This is a genomic window from Pseudomonas citronellolis (assembly GCF_001586155.1).
Taxonomy (GTDB): Bacteria; Pseudomonadota; Gammaproteobacteria; order Pseudomonadales; family Pseudomonadaceae; genus Pseudomonas; species Pseudomonas citronellolis.
Map to the genome: position 1 here is coordinate 6,599,369 of NZ_CP014158.1, position 22,312 is coordinate 6,621,680.

14 protein-coding genes are annotated in these 22,312 nt (G+C 62.5%); 12 read left to right on the forward strand and 2 right to left on the reverse strand.

Annotated features, from left to right (window positions below; genetic code table 11):
- Window positions 1-10: 10 nt before the first annotated feature.
- From PcP3B5_RS28775 to PcP3B5_RS28820, 9 genes are all read left to right on the forward strand, one after another.
- A complete protein-coding gene (locus tag PcP3B5_RS28775) occupies window positions 11-1,000 on the forward strand; it encodes a class I SAM-dependent methyltransferase (RefSeq protein ID WP_061563048.1) in 990 nt (329 codons plus the stop codon).
- Window positions 1,001-1,163: 163 nt separating this feature from the next.
- Window positions 1,164-3,935: a glycosyltransferase gene (locus PcP3B5_RS28785; RefSeq protein WP_082816430.1), complete on the forward strand. Its 2,772-nt coding sequence runs from the start codon at window positions 1,164-1,166 to the stop codon at window positions 3,933-3,935.
- Window positions 3,936-4,384: 449 nt separating this feature from the next.
- Window positions 4,385-6,190, forward strand: coding sequence for a sensor histidine kinase (locus PcP3B5_RS28790; RefSeq protein WP_061563051.1), 1,806 nt, complete (start codon window positions 4,385-4,387; stop codon window positions 6,188-6,190).
- On the forward strand, window positions 6,187-7,578 hold the full coding sequence (locus PcP3B5_RS28795; RefSeq protein WP_058488092.1) for a sigma-54-dependent transcriptional regulator: 1,392 nt from the start codon (window positions 6,187-6,189) through the stop codon (window positions 7,576-7,578). The genes PcP3B5_RS28790 and PcP3B5_RS28795 overlap by 4 nt, the downstream gene beginning before the upstream one ends.
- 590 nt (window positions 7,579-8,168) lie before the next feature.
- The gene (gene arcD, locus PcP3B5_RS28800; RefSeq protein ID WP_081884577.1) at window positions 8,169-9,617 is read left to right on the forward strand and encodes an arginine-ornithine antiporter; all 1,449 of its coding nucleotides are present in this window, start codon (window positions 8,169-8,171) and stop codon (window positions 9,615-9,617) included.
- Between the two features lie 17 nt (window positions 9,618-9,634).
- The gene (arcA, locus tag PcP3B5_RS28805; RefSeq protein ID WP_009613904.1) at window positions 9,635-10,891 is read left to right on the forward strand and encodes an arginine deiminase; all 1,257 of its coding nucleotides are present in this window, start codon (window positions 9,635-9,637) and stop codon (window positions 10,889-10,891) included.
- A 109-nt stretch (window positions 10,892-11,000) separates the two neighbouring features.
- Window positions 11,001-12,011, forward strand: coding sequence for an ornithine carbamoyltransferase (locus PcP3B5_RS28810; RefSeq protein WP_009613905.1), 1,011 nt, complete (start codon window positions 11,001-11,003; stop codon window positions 12,009-12,011).
- A 69-nt stretch (window positions 12,012-12,080) separates the two neighbouring features.
- A complete protein-coding gene (gene arcC / locus PcP3B5_RS28815) occupies window positions 12,081-13,013 on the forward strand; it encodes a carbamate kinase (RefSeq protein ID WP_058070824.1) in 933 nt (310 codons plus the stop codon).
- 284 nt (window positions 13,014-13,297) lie between these two features.
- On the forward strand, window positions 13,298-15,202 hold the full coding sequence (locus tag PcP3B5_RS28820) for a beta-ketoacyl synthase (RefSeq protein WP_061563052.1): 1,905 nt from the start codon (window positions 13,298-13,300) through the stop codon (window positions 15,200-15,202).
- A 349-nt stretch (window positions 15,203-15,551) separates the two neighbouring features.
- Here the strand turns inward: PcP3B5_RS28820 and PcP3B5_RS28830 are convergent, their stop codons facing one another.
- Entirely contained in the window at window positions 15,552-16,376 is an 825-nt protein-coding gene (locus PcP3B5_RS28830) for an HDOD domain-containing protein (RefSeq protein ID WP_116425215.1), read from the reverse strand.
- 243 nt (window positions 16,377-16,619) lie between these two features.
- Between PcP3B5_RS28830 and PcP3B5_RS28835 the strand changes: the two genes are divergently transcribed.
- Together PcP3B5_RS28835 and ilvD are read left to right on the forward strand one after the other, a co-directional pair.
- Complete coding sequence (locus PcP3B5_RS28835) at window positions 16,620-17,816, forward strand: class I SAM-dependent rRNA methyltransferase (protein WP_061563053.1); 1,197 nt, start codon at window positions 16,620-16,622, stop codon at window positions 17,814-17,816.
- Between the two features lie 388 nt (window positions 17,817-18,204).
- Complete coding sequence (gene ilvD, locus PcP3B5_RS28840) at window positions 18,205-20,043, forward strand: dihydroxy-acid dehydratase (protein ID WP_043317516.1); 1,839 nt, start codon at window positions 18,205-18,207, stop codon at window positions 20,041-20,043.
- A gap of 80 nt (window positions 20,044-20,123) precedes the next feature.
- Here the strand turns inward: ilvD and PcP3B5_RS31245 are convergent, their stop codons facing one another.
- Window positions 20,124-20,585, reverse strand: coding sequence for a pilin (locus tag PcP3B5_RS31245; RefSeq protein ID WP_082656901.1), 462 nt, complete (start codon window positions 20,583-20,585; stop codon window positions 20,124-20,126).
- A gap of 319 nt (window positions 20,586-20,904) precedes the next feature.
- Between PcP3B5_RS31245 and PcP3B5_RS28845 the strand changes: the two genes are divergently transcribed.
- Window positions 20,905-22,293, forward strand: coding sequence for a nucleobase:cation symporter-2 family protein (locus PcP3B5_RS28845; RefSeq protein WP_061563054.1), 1,389 nt, complete (start codon window positions 20,905-20,907; stop codon window positions 22,291-22,293).
- The last annotated feature ends 19 nt before the right edge of the window (window positions 22,294-22,312 follow it).

Consider the following 22,312-nt stretch of genomic DNA (forward strand, 5'->3'; position numbering starts at 1 on the left):
AGGATAAACCATGAATTTCTTCTTAAGTAACAGCATTCTCGATCTCGACATGCCGAACTATGTCTCGGGGAAAAGTGCCTGGATCGAACACATCCCATTTGCGCTCTCCCTGATCAAGATAATGCGTCCACGGGTGATAGTCGAACTTGGCACCCACTATGGAGATTCCTATTTTGCCTTCTGCCAGTCCCTCAAGGACTGCTCCATCGACTGCAAAGCCTATGCAGTCGACACATGGATGGGCGATGAGCACGCTGGGCATTACGGCGATGACGTATATCGGCAAGTGCTAGGCGTCAACGAACGACACTACAATCATTTTTCTCGATTGATCAGGAGCACGTTCGACGAAGCTGCGGATGGATTTCCGGCGGGTACTATCGACCTACTCCATATCGATGGCCTGCACAGTTATGAAGCGGTCAGGCATGACTTCGAAACCTGGCAACATCTCTTGAGTGATAAGTCGGTGGTTCTCTTCCACGACACCAATGTTAGAGAACGAGGTTTTGGCGTTTGGAAGCTTTGGGAAGAGCTCAAAGACCAATATCCATCGTTCGAGTTCGAGCACGGCCATGGCCTCGGCGTGCTCGCTGTCGGAGCGAACATTGATCAGTCAGTTTTAGAGATGTTCGAATGGATGCGTACCCGTCCGCTCGACGTGAAGAAATTCTATTCATTCTTAGGTGGACGGCTCTCTCAGACCACGAACCTCCATACACATAGCCAGAATCTGGCACAGATCTGCGAGGATCGCCTACAGCATATTCGGAACTTGCAGACCAGCGAAACCACTCTCGTCCAACGCATCGAAGAGCTGAACACCAAACTGAAGCATAACGAACGGTTACTGCAGGAGGCGGTAGCACGCAGTCAGGAGCTGGAAGCCGAAAACCAGATAAGCCAGCAAAGGATTCGAGAGCAAGATGAACGCTTATCGGAGATTCTCAATTCTACTCTCTGGAAAGCGACGCATCTGCTGAGAAAGTATGGGCGCTGAATCTCTGCGTGCCGGCTACAGACCATGCTCATGCGCACTCTCTGAATATGAATCCTTCCGATGAGATGGCTGCACCGACCTACGTGTCAACCAGGAAACCTAACTCGCCAGACGCATTGAATAGAGCGGTTCAGGCTCAACATCATCAAGCCCAGCTAAAATCATGACTAAGACAGACATCACACCCACTCCTTGCGACCAGGCTGATGAAATCATGGATCGTAAGCTCCTGATACAGGAGAATCTGCGGCTCAGCGATGAAAACGCCAAACTGAAACTGAAACTGGATTATCTGGAAAAGCAGGCACAGGCTCATGAGCAGCAGTTGAGCAATTTCTTGAAGCTGCAGCACGATCATTACTCCGTGCTGAGCTCCACGACTTGGAGGATGACCGCCTCCGCTCGCCAGACCATTATTCTGCTGAAGAAGATTCGGCAGCGCCTGCGCGCTATTAGACACTCGGGAGCACTATTCCTTTCCCACGTCGAGCGCGCCGGACTTTATCCAACTCTGACGAAATCCTACCAGGCCTTGACTAGCCGAGGCCTGAGCCTGCTCTGGAACCATGCAGCCCCCCCCCCTCCCATGCGCCGGAGCTTTTCCTTGCCGGCACCCAACATATCGGCCAACGATCTGTTTCCTGGCGAGATCCTGCTGATCAGCGAAGTGAGCATTCCGCAATGCCTCAAATACCGGGTCGTACAGAAGCAGCGGATGATCGAAAGCCTCGGCTATAACTGCCGTTATCTGGATTGGCGCGACCATCATGCCTGCCTGAGCGCCTTGCAAACCTGCTCAGTCGTTATTTTTTACCGAGTTCCGGCATTCCCTGATGTACTGCTCCTGATCGAAGAGGCTCGCCGCCTTAAGGCCATTTCCTACTGGGAAGTCGACGACCTGATCTTCGACCCGGAGAAATACCGCAAGAACAGTAATCTGAACGCATTGAGCGCCGATACCATCCGCAGTCTAATGGATGGTGTAGAACTATACCGTCAAGCAATGCTGGCATGTGATCGTGCAATTGCATCGACCTCCGGATTGGCTGCAGCCATGCGTGATGCTGGCGTCAACGATGTCACCGTTATCGAGAATGCTCTGGACAGCGAGACGCTCAGCGCCGCCGATTCCATTAACGCCATGCAGGTTAGGCAACACGATGGAGATACACTGCGCATAGTCTATGGTTCTGGCACCAAGACCCACGATGCAGACTTTCTCGAAGCGGCAGCAGCCATCTATTCGATCATGGAGCGACGCCCGAATGTCATTTTGCGCATCATTGGCGACCTGACTCTTCCTACCTACTTCGACTCATTAGCAGAAAGGGTCGAGCGCTTGCCCTTCTCCGATTACACCGGCTACCTGGAAAGTCTTGCGCAGTGCGACATCAGCATCGCGCCGCTGGAAAACTCCATCTTCAACGACGCAAAGAGCAACATCAAGTTCCTCGAGGCCTCCTCAGTACTTCTACCCAGCGTCTGCTCACCTCGCAGCGCATTCCGGCAGGCAATCGTTCACGGTGAGAATGGTTTCCTGGCCAACGACAGGCAGAGCTGGGAGCACTGCCTGCAGGAACTGATCGACAACGCAGCGCTGCGGCGAGAGATTTCGCAGAACGCGCATCGGACCATTCTCGACAGCTACTCGCCAGAGAAGATCGCAGCCAGCCAGGTTTGCCAGGTGCTTCCGCGAAAGCCAACTACACCCACTAAGCGAGTGCTTTCGGCGAACATCTTCTTCGCACCACGCAGCTTCGGTGGCGCGACAGTGGTGGCCGAACAGATGAGCCGATTGATCGCCAGTAACTCCGACCTGGAACAATTCGTCTTCACGTCTCTGCCACCGGAAGCTGTCGCCCCTTACAACCTTGCCCGTTACGAAACTCATGGCGTTACCGTGCTGGGCATGGGTCTGCCTGATGCCCTTGCCGCCAGCAGTGATTTCGAAAACAAGGCAACGGTACCGGCATTTGATGCGGTTCTCAAAAGTGTGGCCCCAGACTTAGTTCACCTTCATTCAATCCAAGGGCTCGGAGCTCTACTGGCCGATAGTTGTCGGCGAGCCGGCATCCCCTTCATCGTCACTCTGCACGATGCTTGGTGGATTTGCGGTCGACAGTTCATGATCAATAATCGCGGCCAATACTGTGGCCAGACCACAATCAAGACCGAAGTCTGCGCCAAGTGCGTAGATAACCCCAGCCTGAACAGTTATCGTCAACAGATGCTCGCATCGACATTGAAGAATGCCACCGCACTGCTGGTGCCAAGTCGGTTTACCAAGAACCTATATGTCGCCAATGGCTTCGAAGCAGAAAAGATTCATATAAATAGGAATGGTGTGCTTGCCCCAGCCCAGCACTACCGCAAACACCCCAGTAAGACGATCCGTTTCGGCTACGTGGGTGGCAACACTCCGATCAAAGGTATCCACCTAATCAGCCAAGCCTTCTCCGCGATAGATCGCACTGACTATGAGCTTGTGGTTGTCGACAACTTGCTCAATCTCGGTTCGCACTCATTTAATGAACACAGCATCAAGATTCCAGGACAAGTCAAGATCATTCCTGGATACAACCAGAACAGTATCGATGAGTTTTTCTCGAATATCGATGTTCTATTGTTCCCGACTCAATGTAAAGAAACTTTCGGCCTGACCATTCGCGAAGCGCTAGTGCGGGATGTCTGGGTCATTAGCACGGACGCCGGAGGGACCGTCGAAGACATTGTTGATGGCACGAACGGCACAATCATCCCACTGACCAGCGATGAACGATATCTCAAGGACGCGATCATCTCCATCTTGAATAACCAAGAGCGTTTCCTAAATCACATCAATCCTTTCAAAAACGATATAACGCTATTTGGCGCCCAAGCGTTGGAGTTGCAGAGTTTCTATGAGCAAATCATCGATAAGAGCGCCGATGACTAACAAGCCTACAGTGATGCATACCTTGCTACAGAGCGATAAATCCCCTCTCAGTATTACCGAGAAAATTGGTGATGAAACTCACTCCATCCATACTCTCAACAACAAGCCCTCAAACAGATTGCATAACCTCATCCAGGCGGATTACGCATTTTTACCATTAGATCAACCGAGATATGGACGTCTATATCTCTGCATTGAAAGGCAGGAACAATGTCATTGATTAATACCTATGACGGTGTGAACCTCATCTTGTCAGCAATGAAGCAGCTGTTCGGCAGCGTCACTTACATAGCAACTCAGCACTAAGGCGAAACAGGTGTCCTGCATCCATGGGGATGGGATGCAGGCGAAACCGCCGGGGCGATAGCAAAACATGCCCTCATCGAGCCAATGTTCGTCCCCTGATAGAATTCCAATCGCTCACCACAGGCCAATCGAGTAAATCACTCATGACCTTGCTACCTCCGGCCAATCGCGCCAGGTCCGTAGCCATCTTCGCCCTACCGCTACTGATTCTGCTCTGGCCCCTCCACCACCTCGCCGAACGCTACTACAGCGAACAACTCGCCGAGCAGAACCAGCAGACCCTAGACCTCTACGTCGGCAACCTGCTCGGCACGCTGCGTCGCTACGAGGACCTGCCGCCGATCCTCAGCGAGCTGCCGGCGCTACGAGCCACCCTGCGGCAGACCGAAGACCTGGAAACGAGGGACACGGCGAACGCCCGCCTGGCGGAGATCCGCCAGCGCACCGGTGCCGACGTCATCTACCTGATGCGCCCCGACGGGCAGACCCAGGCCGCCTCCAACTGGGACCAGCCGGACAGCTTCGTCGGCCGCAACTTCGCCTTCCGCCCCTACTACAAGGAGGCGATCCAGGGTAAACCGGCGCGCTTCTTCGGCCTGGGCACCACTTCCAACCGCCGTGGCTACTATTTCGCCAGCGAAGTGCGAGATGGCCCCCGGCTGCTGGGCGTGCTGGTGGTCAAGCTGGACCTGGAACACATGGAACAGCTCTGGGGCAATACCCCGGAGCAACTGCTGGTCACCGACAGCAATGGCGTGGTCATCCTTTCCTCCAACAGCGCCTGGCGTTTCCATGCCAGCCGTCCGCTGTCGCCAGCCAAGCGGCGTGAAATCGCCGAGAACATTCCCTATCCGGTGCTTGATCCCAAGCCGCTGCGAATCGATGAGAAACGCTGGATCAGCCTCAGCCGCGAACTTCCGGAAACCGGCTGGACGGTGAGCATCTACACGCCGAAGGCGCAGATCGACAGGCCAGTACGCAGCGTTCTGCTGATAGGCGGCGCAACCCTCATGACCCTGCTGCTGTTGCTCGCCCTGCTGAGCATCAGCCGCCGTCACTATCTCGAGCGCATCGCCCTGGAGGCCCAGGCCAAGCGCCAGCTGGAGATGCGCGTACTGGAGCGCACCCAGGAACTGGAAGATGCCAACGCCCGTCTGCAGCAGGAGGTACACGACCGCGAGCAGGCCCAACGCGAGTTGATGCACGCCCAGGACGAAGTGGTCCAGGCCGGCAAACTGACTGCCCTGGGCACTATGTCGGCGAGCATCAGCCACGAGCTCAACCAACCGCTCGCCGCCATCCGCAGCTACGCCGACAACGCCCGTGTGCTGCTCGACCACCAGCGCCTCGACGACGCCCGCGGCAATCTCGATCAGATCAGCTCGCTGACCGAGCGCATGGCCTCGATCATCGCCCATCTCAAGGCCTATGCCCGCGGCGCGCGGCGTGCGCCGGAGAACGTAGCCCTGCAACCGGCGATCAACGATGCCCTGGCTCTGGTGGCCAGCCGGCGCCAGGCGATGAACGTCGAGTTGCAGCGTGACCTGCCCGACGCGCCGATCTGGGTGCAGGCCGGGGAAACGCGCCTGCGGCAGATCCTCGCCAACCTGCTCTCCAACGCGCTCGACGCCCTCAGCGAGAAGGCCCCGCCGCGGCGCCTCTGGCTCACGGCCGAGCAGAAGCCGGACGGCATCGTCCTGTACCTGCGCGACAACGGCCCGGGGTTCTCGGAACAAGCCCTGGCCCACGCCCGCGAACCCTTCTTCACCACCAAGACCAGCGCCAAGGGCCTGGGCCTTGGCCTGGCCATCTGCGATACCCTCCTGCGCGCCCTCGGCGGCCGCCTGGAACTGGGCAATCACCCCGAGGGCGGCGCTCTCGTACAATTGCACCTGTTGCCGGGAGTCCCCGGCGTGATGCCGACGCCCCAGGAGGAAACCCGCGCATGAGCAGTGCCGCATTCGCCGCCGATACCCAGGTCCTGCTGATCGACGATGACCCGCACCTGCGCCAGGCACTGGGCCAGACACTAGACCTCGCCGGCTTCCGCGCCACCAGCCTGGGCGATGCCCGGGAACTGGACGCCAGCCTCGCGCGCGACTGGCCGGGCGTGGTGGTGAGCGATATCCGCATGCCTGGCGTCGACGGCCTGCAGTTGCTGGAACAGTTGCATGCCCAGGACCCGGAGTTGCCGGTGATCCTGATCACCGGGCACGGCGATGTGCCCCTGGCGGTCAAGGCCATGCGCGCCGGCGCCTATGACTTCCTCGAGAAGCCCTTCCCCAGCGACGCCCTGCTCGACAGCGTGCGCCGTGCCCTGGAGGTGCGTCGCCTGGTGCTGGAGAACCGCAGCCTGCGCATGGCCCTGGCCGAGCGCAAGGAACTGAAGGGGCGCCTGGTCGGCCAGTCGGCCGGCATGCAGCGCCTGCAGGAGCAGGTGGCGGCCTTGTCTGGCCTGCAGGCTGACGTGCTGATCCTCGGCGAGACCGGCTCCGGCAAGGAAGTGGTGGCCCGTGCGCTGCACGACCTGTCCAACCGACGCAACGGCCCCTTCGTCGCCATCAACGCCGGTGCCCTGGCCGAGTCGGTGGTGGAAAGCGAGCTGTTCGGCCACGAGCAGGGCGCCTTCACCGGTGCGCAGAAGCGCCGCATCGGCAAGTTCGAGTTCGCCAACGGCGGCACCCTGTTCCTCGACGAGATCGAGAGCATGAGCCTGGACGTGCAGGTCAAGCTGCTGCGCCTGCTGCAGGAACGGGTGGTCGAGCGGCTGGGTTCGAACCAGCTGATCCCGCTGGACATCCGCATCATCGCCGCGACCAAAGAAGACCTGCGCCTGGCCGCCGACGACGGACGTTTCCGCGCCGACCTCTATTACCGACTGAACGTCGCCAGCCTGCGTATTCCGCCGCTGCGCGAGCGCGGCGAAGACATCCTGCTGCTGTTCCAGCACTTCTCCGAGCTCGCCGCGCAACGCCATGGCATCCCTTCGCGCAGCCTCGCCAGCGCGCAGCGCGCACAACTGCTGGGCCACAGCTGGCCGGGCAATGTACGCGAGTTGCAGAACGTCGCCGAGCGCTTTGCCCTGGGCCTGGACCTCGGCCTCGACGAACAGGCCATGCAGGTGCCGGCGGCAATTTCCGGCAACTCCCTGAACGAGCAGGTGGAAGCCTTCGAGCGCGCCCTGATCGCCGCGGAGATGGCCAACCAGCACGCCTCGCTACGCAGCCTGGCCGAGGCCCTGGGCATCCCGCGCAAGACCTTGCATGACAAGCTGCGCAAACATGGGCTGCTGTTCAGTGGCACTGGCGGGAATCCCGCCGAAGAAGCCGACGCATAAGCGGAATCTTGCCGACGCCGGCCCTACCCGCCCGCTGAACCCCAGGCCACATGGGCGCTCCAGCGCACCTCGCGTATGGCACGGAGCTTGCGATACGCCACCCCGGTGCCTTGCGCATCCTTCTCGCCCCGGCCCCGCGTCGTGGCGCCCGCCAGGCCACAAGCCCGGCGGTGTCCCTTCGGCCACCCGGCCCTGCGCCCCTCCGCACGGTGGGCGCGCCGCCTGTGCAGCGACCCTGTATGGGCACCCCCTTATAGAAAGCAGCCCGGCCATGCCGGGCTTTTTTCTGCCTCTCTGAAGCCTGCAACAAGTTCTGACAGATTTTTCCGATTCATGCCCCGACGCGGGAATCCATTCACGCAATCAATAGAAAGCCTGACGGTCACCGAAACGCCATCCGGATTTCACATGAATCCCCTCTAAATCAGGCGATATCGGCAAACCTCTCCTATCGTTCCTATTCATGCGGCCCGGCACCGCTGCGCAGTTGGAAACATTTGTTAGCAGGCTATTGATTTAGGTCAGGGGGGTTCCCTGACAGTCGGCGCCTAATGACTACACTCTCCAACTCCTATAGGGAGATTCCGAAAATGTCGCAAGAAAGCAGCCAAAAACTACGACTTGGGGCACTTACCGCTCTGGTCGTCGGTTCCATGGTCGGCGGGGGGATCTTCTCTCTCCCGCAAAACATGGCCGCCAGTGCAGACGTCGGCGCCATTCTCATCGGTTGGGCCATCACCGCGGTCGGCATGCTGACCCTGGCCTTCGTCTTCCAGACCCTCGCCAACCGCAAGCCCAACCTCGACGGCGGTGTGTATGCCTACGCCAAGGCCGGTTTCGGTGACTACATGGGCTTCTCCTCGGCCTGGGGTTACTGGATCAGCGCCTGGCTGGGCAACGTCGGCTACTTCATGCTGCTGTTCAGCACCCTGGGTTACTTCTTCCCGGTCTTCGGCAAGGGCGACACCCTCCCCGCGATCATCGCGGCGTCGGTGCTGCTGTGGGCCCTGCACTTCCTGGTGCTGCGCGGGATCAAGGAAGCGGCGTTCATCAACACCATCACCACCATCGCCAAGATAGTGCCGCTATTCCTGTTCATCCTGATCTGCCTGTTCGCCTTCAAGCTGGACATCTTCACCTCCGACATCTGGGGCAAGAGCAATCCCGAGCTGGGCAGCGTGATGAACCAGGTGCGCAACATGATGCTGGTCACCGTGTGGGTGTTCATCGGCATCGAGGGCGCGAGCATCTTCTCCTCCCGCGCGGAAAAACGCGCCGACGTCGGCAAGGCCACGGTCATCGGCTTCATCACCGTGCTGTTGCTGCTGGTGCTGGTGAACGTGCTGTCCATGGGCGTGATGACCCAGCCGGAACTGGCCAAGCTGCAGAACCCGTCGATGGCGCTGGTGCTGGAGCACGTGGTCGGTCACTGGGGCGCGATACTCATCAGCGTCGGCCTGCTGATCTCCCTGCTCGGTGCCCTGTTGTCCTGGGTGCTGCTGTGCGCCGAGATCATGTTCGCCGCGGCCAAGGACCACACCATGCCGGAGTTCCTGCGCAAGGAGAACGCCAACCAGGTGCCGGCCAACGCCCTGTGGCTGACCAACATCTGCGTGCAGGTCTTCCTGGTCATCGTGTTCTTCACCTCGGGCGACCCGAGCGGCATGGACCCGTACACCAAGATGCTGCTGCTGGCCACCTCGATGATCCTCATCCCGTACTTCTGGTCCGCGGCCTACGGCCTGCTGCTGGCGGTGCGCGGCGAGACCTACGAGAACGATGCGGGCGAGCGCAACAAGGACCTGATCATCGCGGGCATCTCGGTGATCTACGCCGTCTGGCTGATCTACGCCGGCGGCCTGAAATACCTGCTGCTGTCGGCGCTGCTGTACGCACCAGGCGTCATCCTCTTCGCGAAAGCGAAACGTGAAGTCGGCCAACCGATCTTCACCAACGTCGAGAAGCTCATCTTCGCAGGTGTCGTGATCGGCGCGCTGATCGCGGCGTATGGCCTCTACGACGGCTTCCTCACTCTGTGACATCACTGGAGACACTCATGAGCACGGAAAAAACCAAACTTGGCGTCCACTCCGAAGCTGGCAAATTGCGCAAAGTGATGGTCTGCTCGCCCGGTCTTGCCCACCAACGCCTGACCCCTAGCAACTGCGACGAGTTGCTGTTCGACGACGTAATCTGGGTAAACCAGGCCAAGCGCGACCACTTCGATTTCGTCACCAAGATGCGCGAGCGCGGCGTCGACGTCCTGGAAATGCACAACCTGCTGACCGAGACCGTCCAGAACCCCGAAGCGCTGAAATGGATCCTCGATCGCAAGATCACCGCCGATAGCGTCGGCCTGGGCCTGACCCACGAACTGCGCGCCTGGCTGGAAGGCCTCGAGCCGCGACGACTGGCCGAATTCCTCATCGGTGGCGTGACCGCCGACGACATCCCGGAAAGCGAAGGCTCCAAGCCGCTGAAGATGTTCCGCGACTACCTGGGCCACTCCAGCTTCCTGCTGCCGCCGCTGCCCAACACCCAGTTCACCCGCGACACCACCTGCTGGATCTACGGCGGCGTGACGCTGAACCCGATGTACTGGCCGGCGCGTCGCCAGGAAACCCTGCTGACCACCGCCATCTACAAGTTCCACCCGGAATTCACCAACGCCGAATTCGAAATCTGGTACGGCGACCCGGACAAGGACCACGGCTCCTCCACCCTCGAAGGCGGCGACGTCATGCCCATCGGCAACGGCGTGGTGCTGATCGGCATGGGCGAGCGGACTTCCCGCCAGGCCATCGGCCAGGTCGCCCAGTCGCTGTTCGCCAAGGGCGCGGTCGAGAAAGTCATAGTCGCCGGCCTGCCGAAGTCCCGCGCGGCCATGCACCTGGACACCGTGTTCAGCTTCTGCGACCGCGACCTGGTCACCGTCTTCCCCGAAGTGGTCAAGGAAATCGTCGCCTTCACCCTGCGCCCGGACGAGAAGAGCCCCTACGGCATCAACGTGCAGCGCGAGGAGAAGGACTTCATCAGCGTGGTCGCCGAGGCCCTGGGCCTGAAGAAACTGCGCATCGTCGAGACCGGCGGCAACAGCTTCGCCGCCGAGCGCGAGCAGTGGGACGACGGTAACAACGTGGTCTGCGTCGAGCCCGGCGTGGTCATCGGCTACGACCGCAACACCTACACCAACACGCTGCTGCGCAAGGCCGGCGTGGAAGTCATCACCATCAGCGCCGGCGAGCTCGGCCGCGGCCGTGGCGGCGGCCACTGCATGACCTGCCCGATCATCCGCGACCCGATCGACTACTGATCGCCACAGCCCACCCTACTCAATGCGGCGGCCCCGGCCAGGGCCGCCCGCCCCGCCAGCCACAAGCTGTACTGACGAGGGCCGATCCCATCCCACAAGGAGAAAGAACATGGCTTTCAACATGCACAACCGCAACCTGCTCAGCCTGATGCACCACAGCACCCGCGAGTTGCGCTACCTGCTCGACCTGTCCCGCGACCTCAAGCGCGCCAAGTACACCGGCACCGAGCAGCAACACCTCAAGGGCAACAACATCGCCCTGATCTTCGAGAAGACCTCCACCCGCACCCGTTGCGCCTTCGAGGTCGCCGCCTATGACCAGGGCGCCAACGTCACCTACATCGACCCCAACTCCTCGCAGATCGGCCACAAGGAGAGCATGAAGGACACCGCCCGCGTGCTCGGCCGCATGTACGACGCCATCGAGTACCGTGGCTTCAAGCAGGAGATCGTCGAGGAACTGGCGCAGTACGCCGGCGTACCGGTGTTCAACGGCCTGACCGACGAGTACCACCCGACGCAGATGCTGGCCGACGTGCTGACCATGCGCGAGCACAGCGACAAGCCGCTGCACGACATCGCCTACGCCTACCTGGGCGACGCCCGCAACAACATGGGCAACTCCCTGCTGCTGATCGGCGCCAAGCTCGGCATGGACGTGCGCATCGCCGCGCCGAAAGCGCTGTGGCCGAGCGACGAACACGTCGCCGCCTGCAAGAAATTCGCCGAGGAAAGCGGCGCCCGCATCACCCTCACCGAAGACCCGAAGGAAGCCGTCAAGGGCGTGGACTTCATCCACACCGACGTCTGGGTTTCCATGGGCGAGCCGGTGGAAGCCTGGGGCGAGCGCATCAAGGAACTGCTGCCCTACCAGGTCAACCTGGACATCATGAAAGCCGCCGGCAACCCGCGGGTGAAGTTCATGCACTGCCTGCCGGCCTTCCACAACAGCGAAACCAAGGTCGGCCAGCAGATCGCCGCCCAGTACCCGAACCTGAAGAACGGCATCGAAGTCACCGAAGACGTCTTCGAGTCCCCGTACAACATCGCCTTCGAGCAAGCGGAGAACCGCATGCACACCATCAAGGCGATCCTCGTTTCGACCCTCGCCGACATGTGATCGACGGATGCGCTCCCCGGGCCCGGCCTGCCGGCCCGGGGGCGTCTTCAGCTTCAGGAGGAAATGACTATGCGTATCGTCGTCGCATTGGGCGGCAACGCCCTGCTGCGTCGTGGCGAACCCATGACCGCGGCCAACCAGCGTGAAAACGTAAGGATCGCCGCCGAACAGATCGCCAAAGTGGCACCTGGCAACGAGCTGGTGATCGCCCACGGCAACGGCCCGCAAGTGGGCCTGCTGGCCCTGCAGGGCGCCGCCTACGACAAGGTCACGCCGTATCCGCTGGACGTCCTCGGCGCCGAGACCGAGGGCATGATCGGCTACATGATCGAACAGGAAATGGGCAACCTGCTGCCCTTCGAAGTGCCCTTCGCCACCATCCTCACCCAGGTAGAGGTGGACGCCAAGGACCCGGCCTTCCAGCATCCGACCAAGCCGATCGGCCCGGTCTACACCAAGGAAGAAGCCGAAGCCCTGGCCAAGGAAAAGGGCTGGAGCATCGCCCCGGACGGCGACAAGTTCCGCCGCGTGGTGGCCAGCCCGCGGCCCAAGCGCATCTTCGAGATCCGCCCGGTGAAATGGCTGCTGGAGAAAGGCACCATCGTCATCTGCGCCGGCGGCGGCGGCATCCCGACCATGTACGACGAGTCCGGCAAGAAACTTTCCGGCGTCGAGGCGGTGATCGACAAGGACCTGTGCTCCTCGCTGCTGGCCCAGGAACTGGATGCCGACATCCTGATCATCGCCACCGACGTGGACGCGGCCTACATCGACTGGGGCAAGCCGACGCAGAAGGCCATCGCCCAGGCCCACCCGGACGAACTGGAACGCCTCGGCTTCGCCGCCGGCTCCATGGGCCCGAAAGTGCAAGCCGCCGCCGAATTCGCCCGCGCCACCGGCAAGGACGCGGTGATCGGCTCGCTGGAAAACATCGTGGCCATCACCCAGGGCAAGTCCGGCACCCGCGTCAGCACCAAAAAACCCGGCATCGAGTACCGCTGAGTCCGTTCTGCAACCCCGCCCGGGAGCCACACCGGCTCCCGGCGTCTTCGCGCATCCGTTCCACCCCCTCCTTCCTGGCAAGTTCGTCGCCTTTCGCCGTCAATCCCTGGCCAAAAGCGTGACTCGGCAGTCATCATCCTCGTCAGCATAAGCATTCCAATCACAGAGCTGCCGCCGGGCTTGTGCCCCCGATCCGTGATGTCGCCTCCCTGCGCCTCGCGTGCACCCTGGTCGCGCCATCCGGTCCTGCACAGGACGGGCCTATATGAAGGAGTTTGCGAGAGATGTCTCGACTACCGGTCATCGTTGGTTTTGGTGGGTATAACGCCGCGGGTCGCAGTTCCTTCCACCATGCGTTCCGTCGCACCGTCCTGGAGTCCCTGGACGAGCAGGCCCGCCAGCAGACCCTCGCCGGCCTGGCCGTGATGATGAAGCTGGTGAAGTTCGAGGACGGCCACTACCTGGACGCCGCCGACGGCGCGCGCCTGGACCTGGCCGCCATCGAGCGGCGGCATGCCGCGCAGATCCTCGGCTCCACCCTGATCCGCCGCATCGAGAAGCAGTACTTCGACGTCGATGCCGCGCACTGGCACAAGAACCTCACCCTCGAAGCCGACGGCGCCCAGCCGCTGAGCTTCACCACCGCGCGCAAGCAGCTGCCCGAGCCGCTGCCGGCCAACTGGTCGGTGGAAGAACTGGCCGACAACCAGGTGCGCGTCACCCTCCACGACAGCGTCGAGGTCAAGGTCGACAGCTACCGCGAGATGCCGGTGAAGTCCGCCGGCCAGCTGCCCACCGGCTTCGAGCCGGGCGAACTGTACGCCTCGCGCTTCCACCCGCGCGGCCTGCAGATGGCCGTGGTGGGCGCCACCGATGCGATCCGCTCGGTGGGCATCGACTGGCAGCGCATCGTCGACCGCGTGCAGCCCGACGAAATCGCCGTGTTCTCCAGCAGCATCATGAGCCAGCTCGACGACAACGGCTTCGGCGGCCTGCTGCAGTCGCGCCTCAAGGGCCACCGCGTCAGCGCCAAGCAGCTGCCGCTGGGCTTCAACAGCATGCCCACCGACTTCATCAACGCCTACGTGCTGGGCAGCGTCGGCCTCACCGGCAGCGTCACCGGCGCCTGCGCCACCTTCCTCTACAACCTGCAGAAAGGCATCGAGGCCATCACCTCCGGCCAGGCGCGGGTGGTCGTGGTGGGCAACAGCGAAGCGCCGATCACCTCGGAAATCGTCGAGGGCTACGCGGCCATGAGTGCCCTGGCCACCGAGGAAGGCCTGCGCAACATCGAGGGCCGCCCGGACGTGGACTTCCGCCGCGCCAGCCGTCCGTTCGGCGAGAACTGCGGCTTCACCCTGGCCGAATCCAGCCAATACGTGGTGCTGATGGACGACGCCCTGGCCCTGGAGCTGGGCGCCGACATCCACGGCGCGGTGACCGACGTCTTCATCAACGCCGACGGCTTCAAGAAATCCATCTCCGCCCCCGGCCCGGGCAACTACCTGACCATGGCCAAGGCCGTGGCCGCCGCCATGCAGATCGTCGGCGAGGAAGGCGTGCGCCGCCACAGCTTCGTCCATGCCCACGGCTCCAGCACCCCGGCCAACCGCGTCACCGAGTCGGAAATCCTCGACCGCGTGGCCAAGGCCTTCGGCATCGCCGACTGGCCGGTGGCCGCGGTCAAGGCCTTCGTCGGCCACTCCCTGGCCACCGCCAGCGCCGACCAGCTGGTCTCCGCCCTGGGCACCTTCAAGTACGGCCTGCTGCCGGGCATCAAGACCGTCGAGACCTTCGCCGCCGACGTGCACAAGGATCGCATCGCGCTGTCCAACAAGGACCGCCGCCGCGACGACCTGGACGTCTGCTTCATCAACTCCAAGGGCTTCGGCGGCAACAACGCCACCGGCGTGCTGCTCTCCCCGCGCCTGGCCGAGAAGATGCTGCGCAAGCGCCACGGCGCCACCGCCTTCGACGCCTACCAGGCGCGCCGCGAGCAAACCCGCGCCGCCGCCCAGCGCTACGAGGAACAGGCGCTCAAGGGCCAGTTCGACATCATCTACAACTTCGGCAACGACATGATCGACGACCGCGACATCCGCATCGGCGCCGAGGAAATGAGCGTGCCGGGCTTCGCCCAGCCGCTGGTGTACAAGAAGGACGAGCGCTTCAGCGACATGCTCGACTAAAGCGCCGCGTTCATGAAAAGGCCGGGCAGATGCCCGGCTTTTTCATTGTGCTGTCCCGCGCCTTGGCGCACTTCGGTCGGTTCTCTTGCACTTGTAGGAGCGCGCCCTGCGCGCGAATCGCGGGCAGGGCCCGCTCCTACGTTGTTTTCTGGGCTCCCGGGGGTATGAGGATGGTGCCTGGCTTCGACGCTGCTCAGGACAGCCCCCTCTCCCGCTTGCGGGAGAGGGTTGGGGAGAGGGCGCTCTTAAAGGGCATCGGTATTCCTGCCAACGGCGGATAACCGCGAACGGTTATACGCCCTACGTTGCGGGGAAGCACGATGATAGGAACGGACTCCATCCGCGATCCCTAATAGCTCCCCTGCCCCACGCCCAGTTCGAGGATGCTCGACTTCAGGTTCTCGAAGTCGTATTCGGTCAGCCCCACGTAATCCAGCACCAGGGCGCGGATGCTCTCCCACTCGTGGTCCTCCGGCTGGTTGCCGAGGATGCGGTGCGAGCCGCAGATGTGCTCGGCCATCTTGAGGATCGCCAGCAGGTTCTTCAGCTGGGTGTTGCGGCTGCTTTCCTCGCTGAACACCGTGAGCGCGTTGTGGTGGTTGGCGATGGCCTCGCAGACGTGCTCCGGCAGGCGCCAGGAGCGCGCGGTGAAGTAGCCGACCACGGCGTGGTTGGTGTTCAGCACGCGGTTCTCGGTGTCCACCACGCGGCGCTCGTCGCTGGCGCTGGCATAGGCCTCCTCCAGCACCGCCATGTAATGCGGGAAGCGCTTGAGCATCAGCGGGATGCCGCAATTGTGGAACAGCCCCAGGGCATAGGCCTCGTCCACCGACTCGTAGCCGATGCGCTTGGCCAGGGTCAGGCAGCTCATGGCCACGTCCTGGGCGGTGTCCCAGAAGCGGTTGAGGGTGACGATGGTGTCGTCGCTCATCTCGCCCTTGATCGACTGGGCGTTGATCAGGTTGATCACCGAGCGGCTACCCAACAGGTTGACCGCGCGCTGGATCGAGGTGATGCGGTTGGCCAGGCCGAAGAACGGCGAGTTGACCAGCTTGAGCAACGCGCCGGACAACCCGGGGTCCTGGCTGATGAGCTTGGCGATGGCCTTCAGGTCGGGGTTGGGCATGACCTGTTCCATCTGCAGGTCGACCATGATCTGCGGTTGCGGCGGCACGCTGATGCCCTGCAGGGTCTGGCGGATCTGTTCGGCGGAGAGTTCTTGGACCATGGGGACGGTCTGGGAAAGTTGACGGGGCGCACAGTTTACCCAGACGGACGACTTCTGGAACTGCCGATTTAGACAGAACCGTATCGGCAGCCGCGGCGCGAACTTTATGCCTGCTCGTCACGCCCGCGCGGCATCGGCAACCCCGGCGGCCAGCGGTTATAATCTCGCTCTTTTTCCCGGAGCACCGCCATGACCCTGCCCAGCTTGCGTCTGAAAGCCAACGCCGAGCGCCGCCTGCGCGCCGGCCACCTGTGGGTCTACAGCAACGAGGTGGATGTCCAGGCCACGCCGCTGAACGCCTTCGCCGCCGGCGACCAGGCGATCCTCGAAATGGCCAACGGCAAGCCGCTGGGCGTGGTGGCGCTGAGCCCGAACAACCTGATCTGCGCACGCCTGGTTTCCCGCGACACCAAGCACGTTCTCGACAAATCGCTGCTGGTACACCGCCTCAACATCGCCCTGAGCCTGCGCGAGCGCCTCTTCGACAAGCCCTTCTACCGCCTGGTCTACGGTGACGCCGACCTGCTCCCCGGCCTGGTGGTGGACCGCTTCGGCGACGTGCTGGTGGTGCAGCTCGCCTCGGCGACCATGGAGAAGCACCGCGACGACGTGCTCGCCGCCCTGCTGCAGGTGCTCAAGCCCAGCGCCGTGCTGTGGAAGAACGACTCCAGCGCGCGCGATGCCGAGGGCCTGGAGCGCTACGTGGAGAACGCCTACGGCGAAGTGCCCGAGTGGGTCGCCCTGGAAGAGAACGGCGTGCGCTTCGAGGCCCCGGTGCTGGCCGGACAGAAGACCGGCTGGTTCTACGACCACCGCATGAACCGCGCGCGCCTGGCGCCCTACGTGAAAGGCAAGCGCGTGCTCGACCTGTTCAGCTACATCGGCGGCTGGGGTATCCAGGCCGCGGCCTTCGGCGCCAGCGACGTGATGTGCGTGGACGCCTCCGGCTTCGCCCTCGACGGCGTGGAGCGCAACGCCACCCTCAACGGCCTGTCCGACAAGGTCGCCTGCGTGGAAGGCGACGTGTTCGACGCCCTGCGCGAGCTGAAGGCCGCAGACGAGCGCTTCGACGTGGTCATCGCCGACCCGCCGGCCTTCATCAAGCGCAAGAAGGACCTGAAGAACGGCGAGGCCGCCTACCGCCGCCTCAACGAACAGGCCATGCGCCTGCTCTCCAAGGACGGCATCCTGGTCAGCGCCTCCTGCTCCATGCACCTGCCCGAGGACGACCTGCAGAACATCCTGCTCGGCAGCGCCCGCCACCTGGACCGCAACCTCCAGCTGCTGGAACGCGGCGGCCAGGGCCCGGACCACCCGGTGCACCCGGCCATCGCCGAGACCCGCTATATCAAGAGTCTGACGGTGCGGTTGTTGCCCAATAGCTGATAGCTTCAAAGCTGGAAGCTGGAAGCTGGAAGCTGGAAGCTGGAAGCTGGAAGCTGGAAGCTGGAAGCTGGAAGCTGGAAGCTGGAAGCTGGAAGCTGGAAAAGTATTCCAGGCGCCGCCCTTTCTTCAAGCTTCCAGCTTCAGGCTTCCAGCTGCCCCCACCCGCCGACCATCAGCCTTTCCCTGGCGGCGGCGGCCGGCGTAGAATCCTGCACATCCCTCGCCAACATCCCCCGGCGGGCCCGTGAGCCCCGGCCGCGCGGGCGGTGACCCCGCCCCGTCTTGCAGCCCCCTCCGAGCATGCAGCTCCATCTGCCGTTTGCATGTGCCTCGAACGACGCTCACGATAAGACTCTTACCGATGCCTGATTAGCCGCAGGAACTCGTCATGCCCGATTACCGCTCGAAAACCTCCACCCACGGCCGCAACATGGCCGGCGCCCGCGCCCTCTGGCGCGCCACCGGGATGAAGGACGAAGACTTCAAGAAACCGATCATCGCCATCGCCAACTCCTTCACCCAGTTCGTGCCCGGCCACGTGCACCTGAAGGACCTGGGCCAACTGGTCGCCCGCGAGATCGAGAAGGCCGGGGGCGTGGCCAAGGAATTCAACACCATAGCCGTCGACGACGGCATCGCCATGGGCCACGACGGCATGCTCTATTCCCTGCCGAGCCGCGAGATCATCGCCGACTCCGTGGAATACATGGTCAACGCCCATTGCGCCGACGCCATCGTCTGCATCTCCAACTGCGACAAGATCACCCCCGGCATGCTGATGGCCGCCCTGCGCCTGAACATCCCGGTGGTGTTCGTTTCCGGCGGGCCGATGGAGGCCGGCAAGACCAAGCTGGCCAGCCACGGCCTGGACCTGGTCGACGCCATGGTGGTCGCGGCCGACGATTCCTGCTCCGACGAGAAGGTCGCCGAATACGAGCGCAGCGCCTGCCCCACCTGCGGCTCCTGCTCCGGCATGTTCACCGCCAACTCGATGAACTGCCTGACCGAGGCCCTGGGCCTGTCGCTGCCGGGCAACGGCTCGACCCTGGCCACCCACGCCGACCGCGAGCAGCTGTTCCTGCGCGCCGGGCGCCTGGCCGTGGAACTGTGCCAGCGCTACTACGGCGAAGGCGACGAGTCCGTGCTGCCGCGCAACGTCGCCAGCTTCAAGGCCTTCGAGAACGCCATGACCCTGGACATCGCCATGGGCGGCTCGACCAACACCATCCTGCACCTGCTGGCCGCAGCGCAGGAGGCGGAGATCGCCTTCGACCTGCGCGACATCGATCGCCTGTCGCGCAAGGTGCCGCAGCTGTGCAAGGTGGCGCCGAACATCCAGAAGTACCACATGGAAGACGTGCACCGCGCCGGCGGCATCTTCTCCATCCTCGGCGAGCTGGCCCGTGGCGGCCTGCTGCACACCGACGTACCGACCGTGCACAGCCCGAGCATGGCCGACGCCATCGCCCAGTGGGACATCACCCAGACCCGCGACGAAGCCGTCCACACCTTCTTCAAGGCGGGCCCCGCCGGCATCCCCACCCAGACCGCATTCAGCCAGAACACCCGCTGGCCGAGCCTGGACGACGACCGCGCCGAAGGCTGCATCCGCAGCGTCGAGCACGCCTACTCCGCCGAAGGCGGCCTGGCCGTGCTGTACGGCAACATCGCCCTCGACGGCTGCGTGGTGAAGACCGCCGGCGTGGACGAGTCGATCCACGTGTTCGAAGGCAGCGCGAAGATCTTCGAAAGCCAGGACGCCGCGGTGAAGGGCATCCTCGCCGACGAAGTGAAGCCGGGCGACATCGTGATCATCCGCTACGAAGGCCCGAAAGGCGGCCCGGGCATGCAGGAAATGCTCTACCCCACCAGCTACCTGAAGTCCAAGGGCCTGGGCAAGCAATGCGCCCTGCTCACCGACGGCCGCTTCTCCGGCGGCACCTCGGGCCTGTCCATCGGCCACGCCTCGCCGGAAGCCGCCGCAGGCGGCGCCATCGGCCTGGTCAAGGATGGCGACAAGGTGCTGATCGACATCCCCAACCGCAGCATCAACCTGCTGGTCAGCGACGAAGAACTGGCCGCCCGCCGCATCGAGCAGGACAAGAAGGGCTGGAAGCCGGCGCAGCCCCGCGCCCGTCGCGTCAGTACGGCGCTGAAGGCTTATGCGCTTTTGGCTACCAGTGCTGACAAGGGGGCGGTGCGGAACAAGGCGTTGCTGGACGGTTGATGACCTGAAGAACAAAATGCCCGGATTACTATCCGGGCATTTTAATATGGTGCTAATTATCGGACACTACGAAGCTACTTTTAAGGCGTACCTTTAGCCGCCAAACAACCGGCGGGAATAAACGCCACTGGCATTCCGGAACTTGTCTCACACTTGAAGCCACCCGCCGTCTTTATTGCCCCGGTCGCTTCATATTCGGTACTGGTATATTTAAGCTCGATAAAAGCACCGTTACCAAGCCGACCAGCATTGCTGATTTCGCATTTCATTCCGCTCTTGGAAACTATCACTTTCGAGCAACTGGCAGTCGTATCCCCTGAAAAACCGACTGTAGTATTTGTCGGGTCTCGGCCTTCCGTCATTTCCAGTTCGAACTGAGTCTTGTGCGAAGCAATATCGGCGAGAGCAGCCGCAGCCTTGCCTTTCGAAGTGTAATCCTGGTAGGCAGGCATGGCTACCGCCGCAAGGATACCAATAATAGCAACGACGATCATCAGTTCGATAAGCGTGAAGCCTTTTTGCAAAGACCTATATGGATGCATTTTCTTCTCCACGAATGATTCAGTTCATCCGCCAATTTCCATTGGATCTGGCGGGCCAAATGAATTAAATCCTCCACGGATAAGGAAGATATGCAGTCAAATTCCTCTACGAGCTACTGAAATTTCCTCAACAACAAAGCCCCCTTGACAGAATTCAAAAAAATCAAATTTCGAATGACCAATTAGGGCAAATAGTGCCATCAGCATCGGCACTTCCTGACAGTTAGTGTCACCTCCAAAAGAAAAATCCCTGCCCTATGGCACTGTCCGATCCCGCCCCCACCCCGTAAAATCCCGCTCTTTTTCCCGGACTGCCGCCATGAGCTCCCTCGAGAACCCCGTCACCGCCGACAAGGCCCAGCGCGACCTGGTCTACGGCCTGGAAGACCGTCCCGCCCTGCCCGTCGCTCTGCTCGCCGCGCTGCAGCACCTGCTGGCGATCATCGTGCCGATCGTCACCCCCGGCCTGCTGATCTGCCAGGCGCTGGGCGTTTCCGCCCGCGACACCAACCTGATCGTGTCCATGTCGCTGGTCATCTCCGGCATCGCCACCTTCGTCCAGTGCAAGCGCTTCGGGCCGTTCGGCGCCGGGCTGCTGATCGTCCAGGGCACCAGCTTCAACTTCGTCGGCCCGCTGATCGCCGGCGGGGCGCTGATGGTCAAGCAGGGCACGCCGGTAGAACAGGTGATGGCGGCCATCTTCGGCGTGGTCATGGCCGGCTCCTTCGTGGAGATGGGCGTGTCGCGCATCCTGCCGTTCGTGAAGCGACTGATCACCCCGCTGGTGACCGGCATCGTGGTGCTGATGATCGGCCTCACCCTGATCAAGGTCGGCCTGATCAGCATGGGCGGCGGCTTCAGCGCCATGGGCAACGGCACCTTCGCCAACGGCGAGAACCTGCTGCTGTCGGGCACCGTGCTGGCGATCATAGTGGTGCTCAACCGCATCCCGGTGGTGTGGATGCGCAGCGGCGCCATCGTCATCGCCCTGGCCGTGGGCTACGCGCTGGCCGGCTACCTGGGCCGCCTGGACTTCAGCGGCATGCACCAGGCCGCGCTGTTCCAGGTGCCGACGCCGCTGCACTTCGGCCTGAGCTTCTCCTGGGCGCTGTTCATCCCGATGCTGGTGATCTACCTGGTCACCTCGCTGGAGGCCATCGGCGACGTCACCGCCACCAGCCAGGTGTCGAAGCAGCCGGTGGAAGGCCCGCTGTGGATGCAGCGGATCAAGGGCGGGGTGCTGGTGAATGGCGCCAACTCGCTGCTGGCGGGCATCTTCAACACCTTCCCCAGCTCGGTGTTCGCGCAGAACAACGGGGTGATCCAGCTGACCGGCGTGGCCAGCCGCCACATCGGCCTGTGGATCGCCGCCATGCTGGTGGTGCTGGGCCTGTTCCCCAGCGTCGCCGGGGTGATCCAGGCGGTGCCCGAGCCGGTGCTCGGCGGCGCGGCCATGGTGATGTTCGGCGCGGTGGCCGCCTCGGGCATCAACATCCTCGCCGGCACCCACCTCGACCGCCGCGCCCTGCTGATCATCGCCGTCAGCCTGGCCCTGGGCCTGGGCGTGTCGCAGGTGCCTGAATTCCTCGCGCACATGCCGGCGGCGCTGCGCAACGTGCTGGAATCCGGCGTCGCCACCGGCGGCATCTGCGCCCTGCTGCTGAACTGGTTCCTGCCGGAAACGCCGGCGGCCAGGGCCCAGAACTGAGCCAGCCGCGACGCCACCC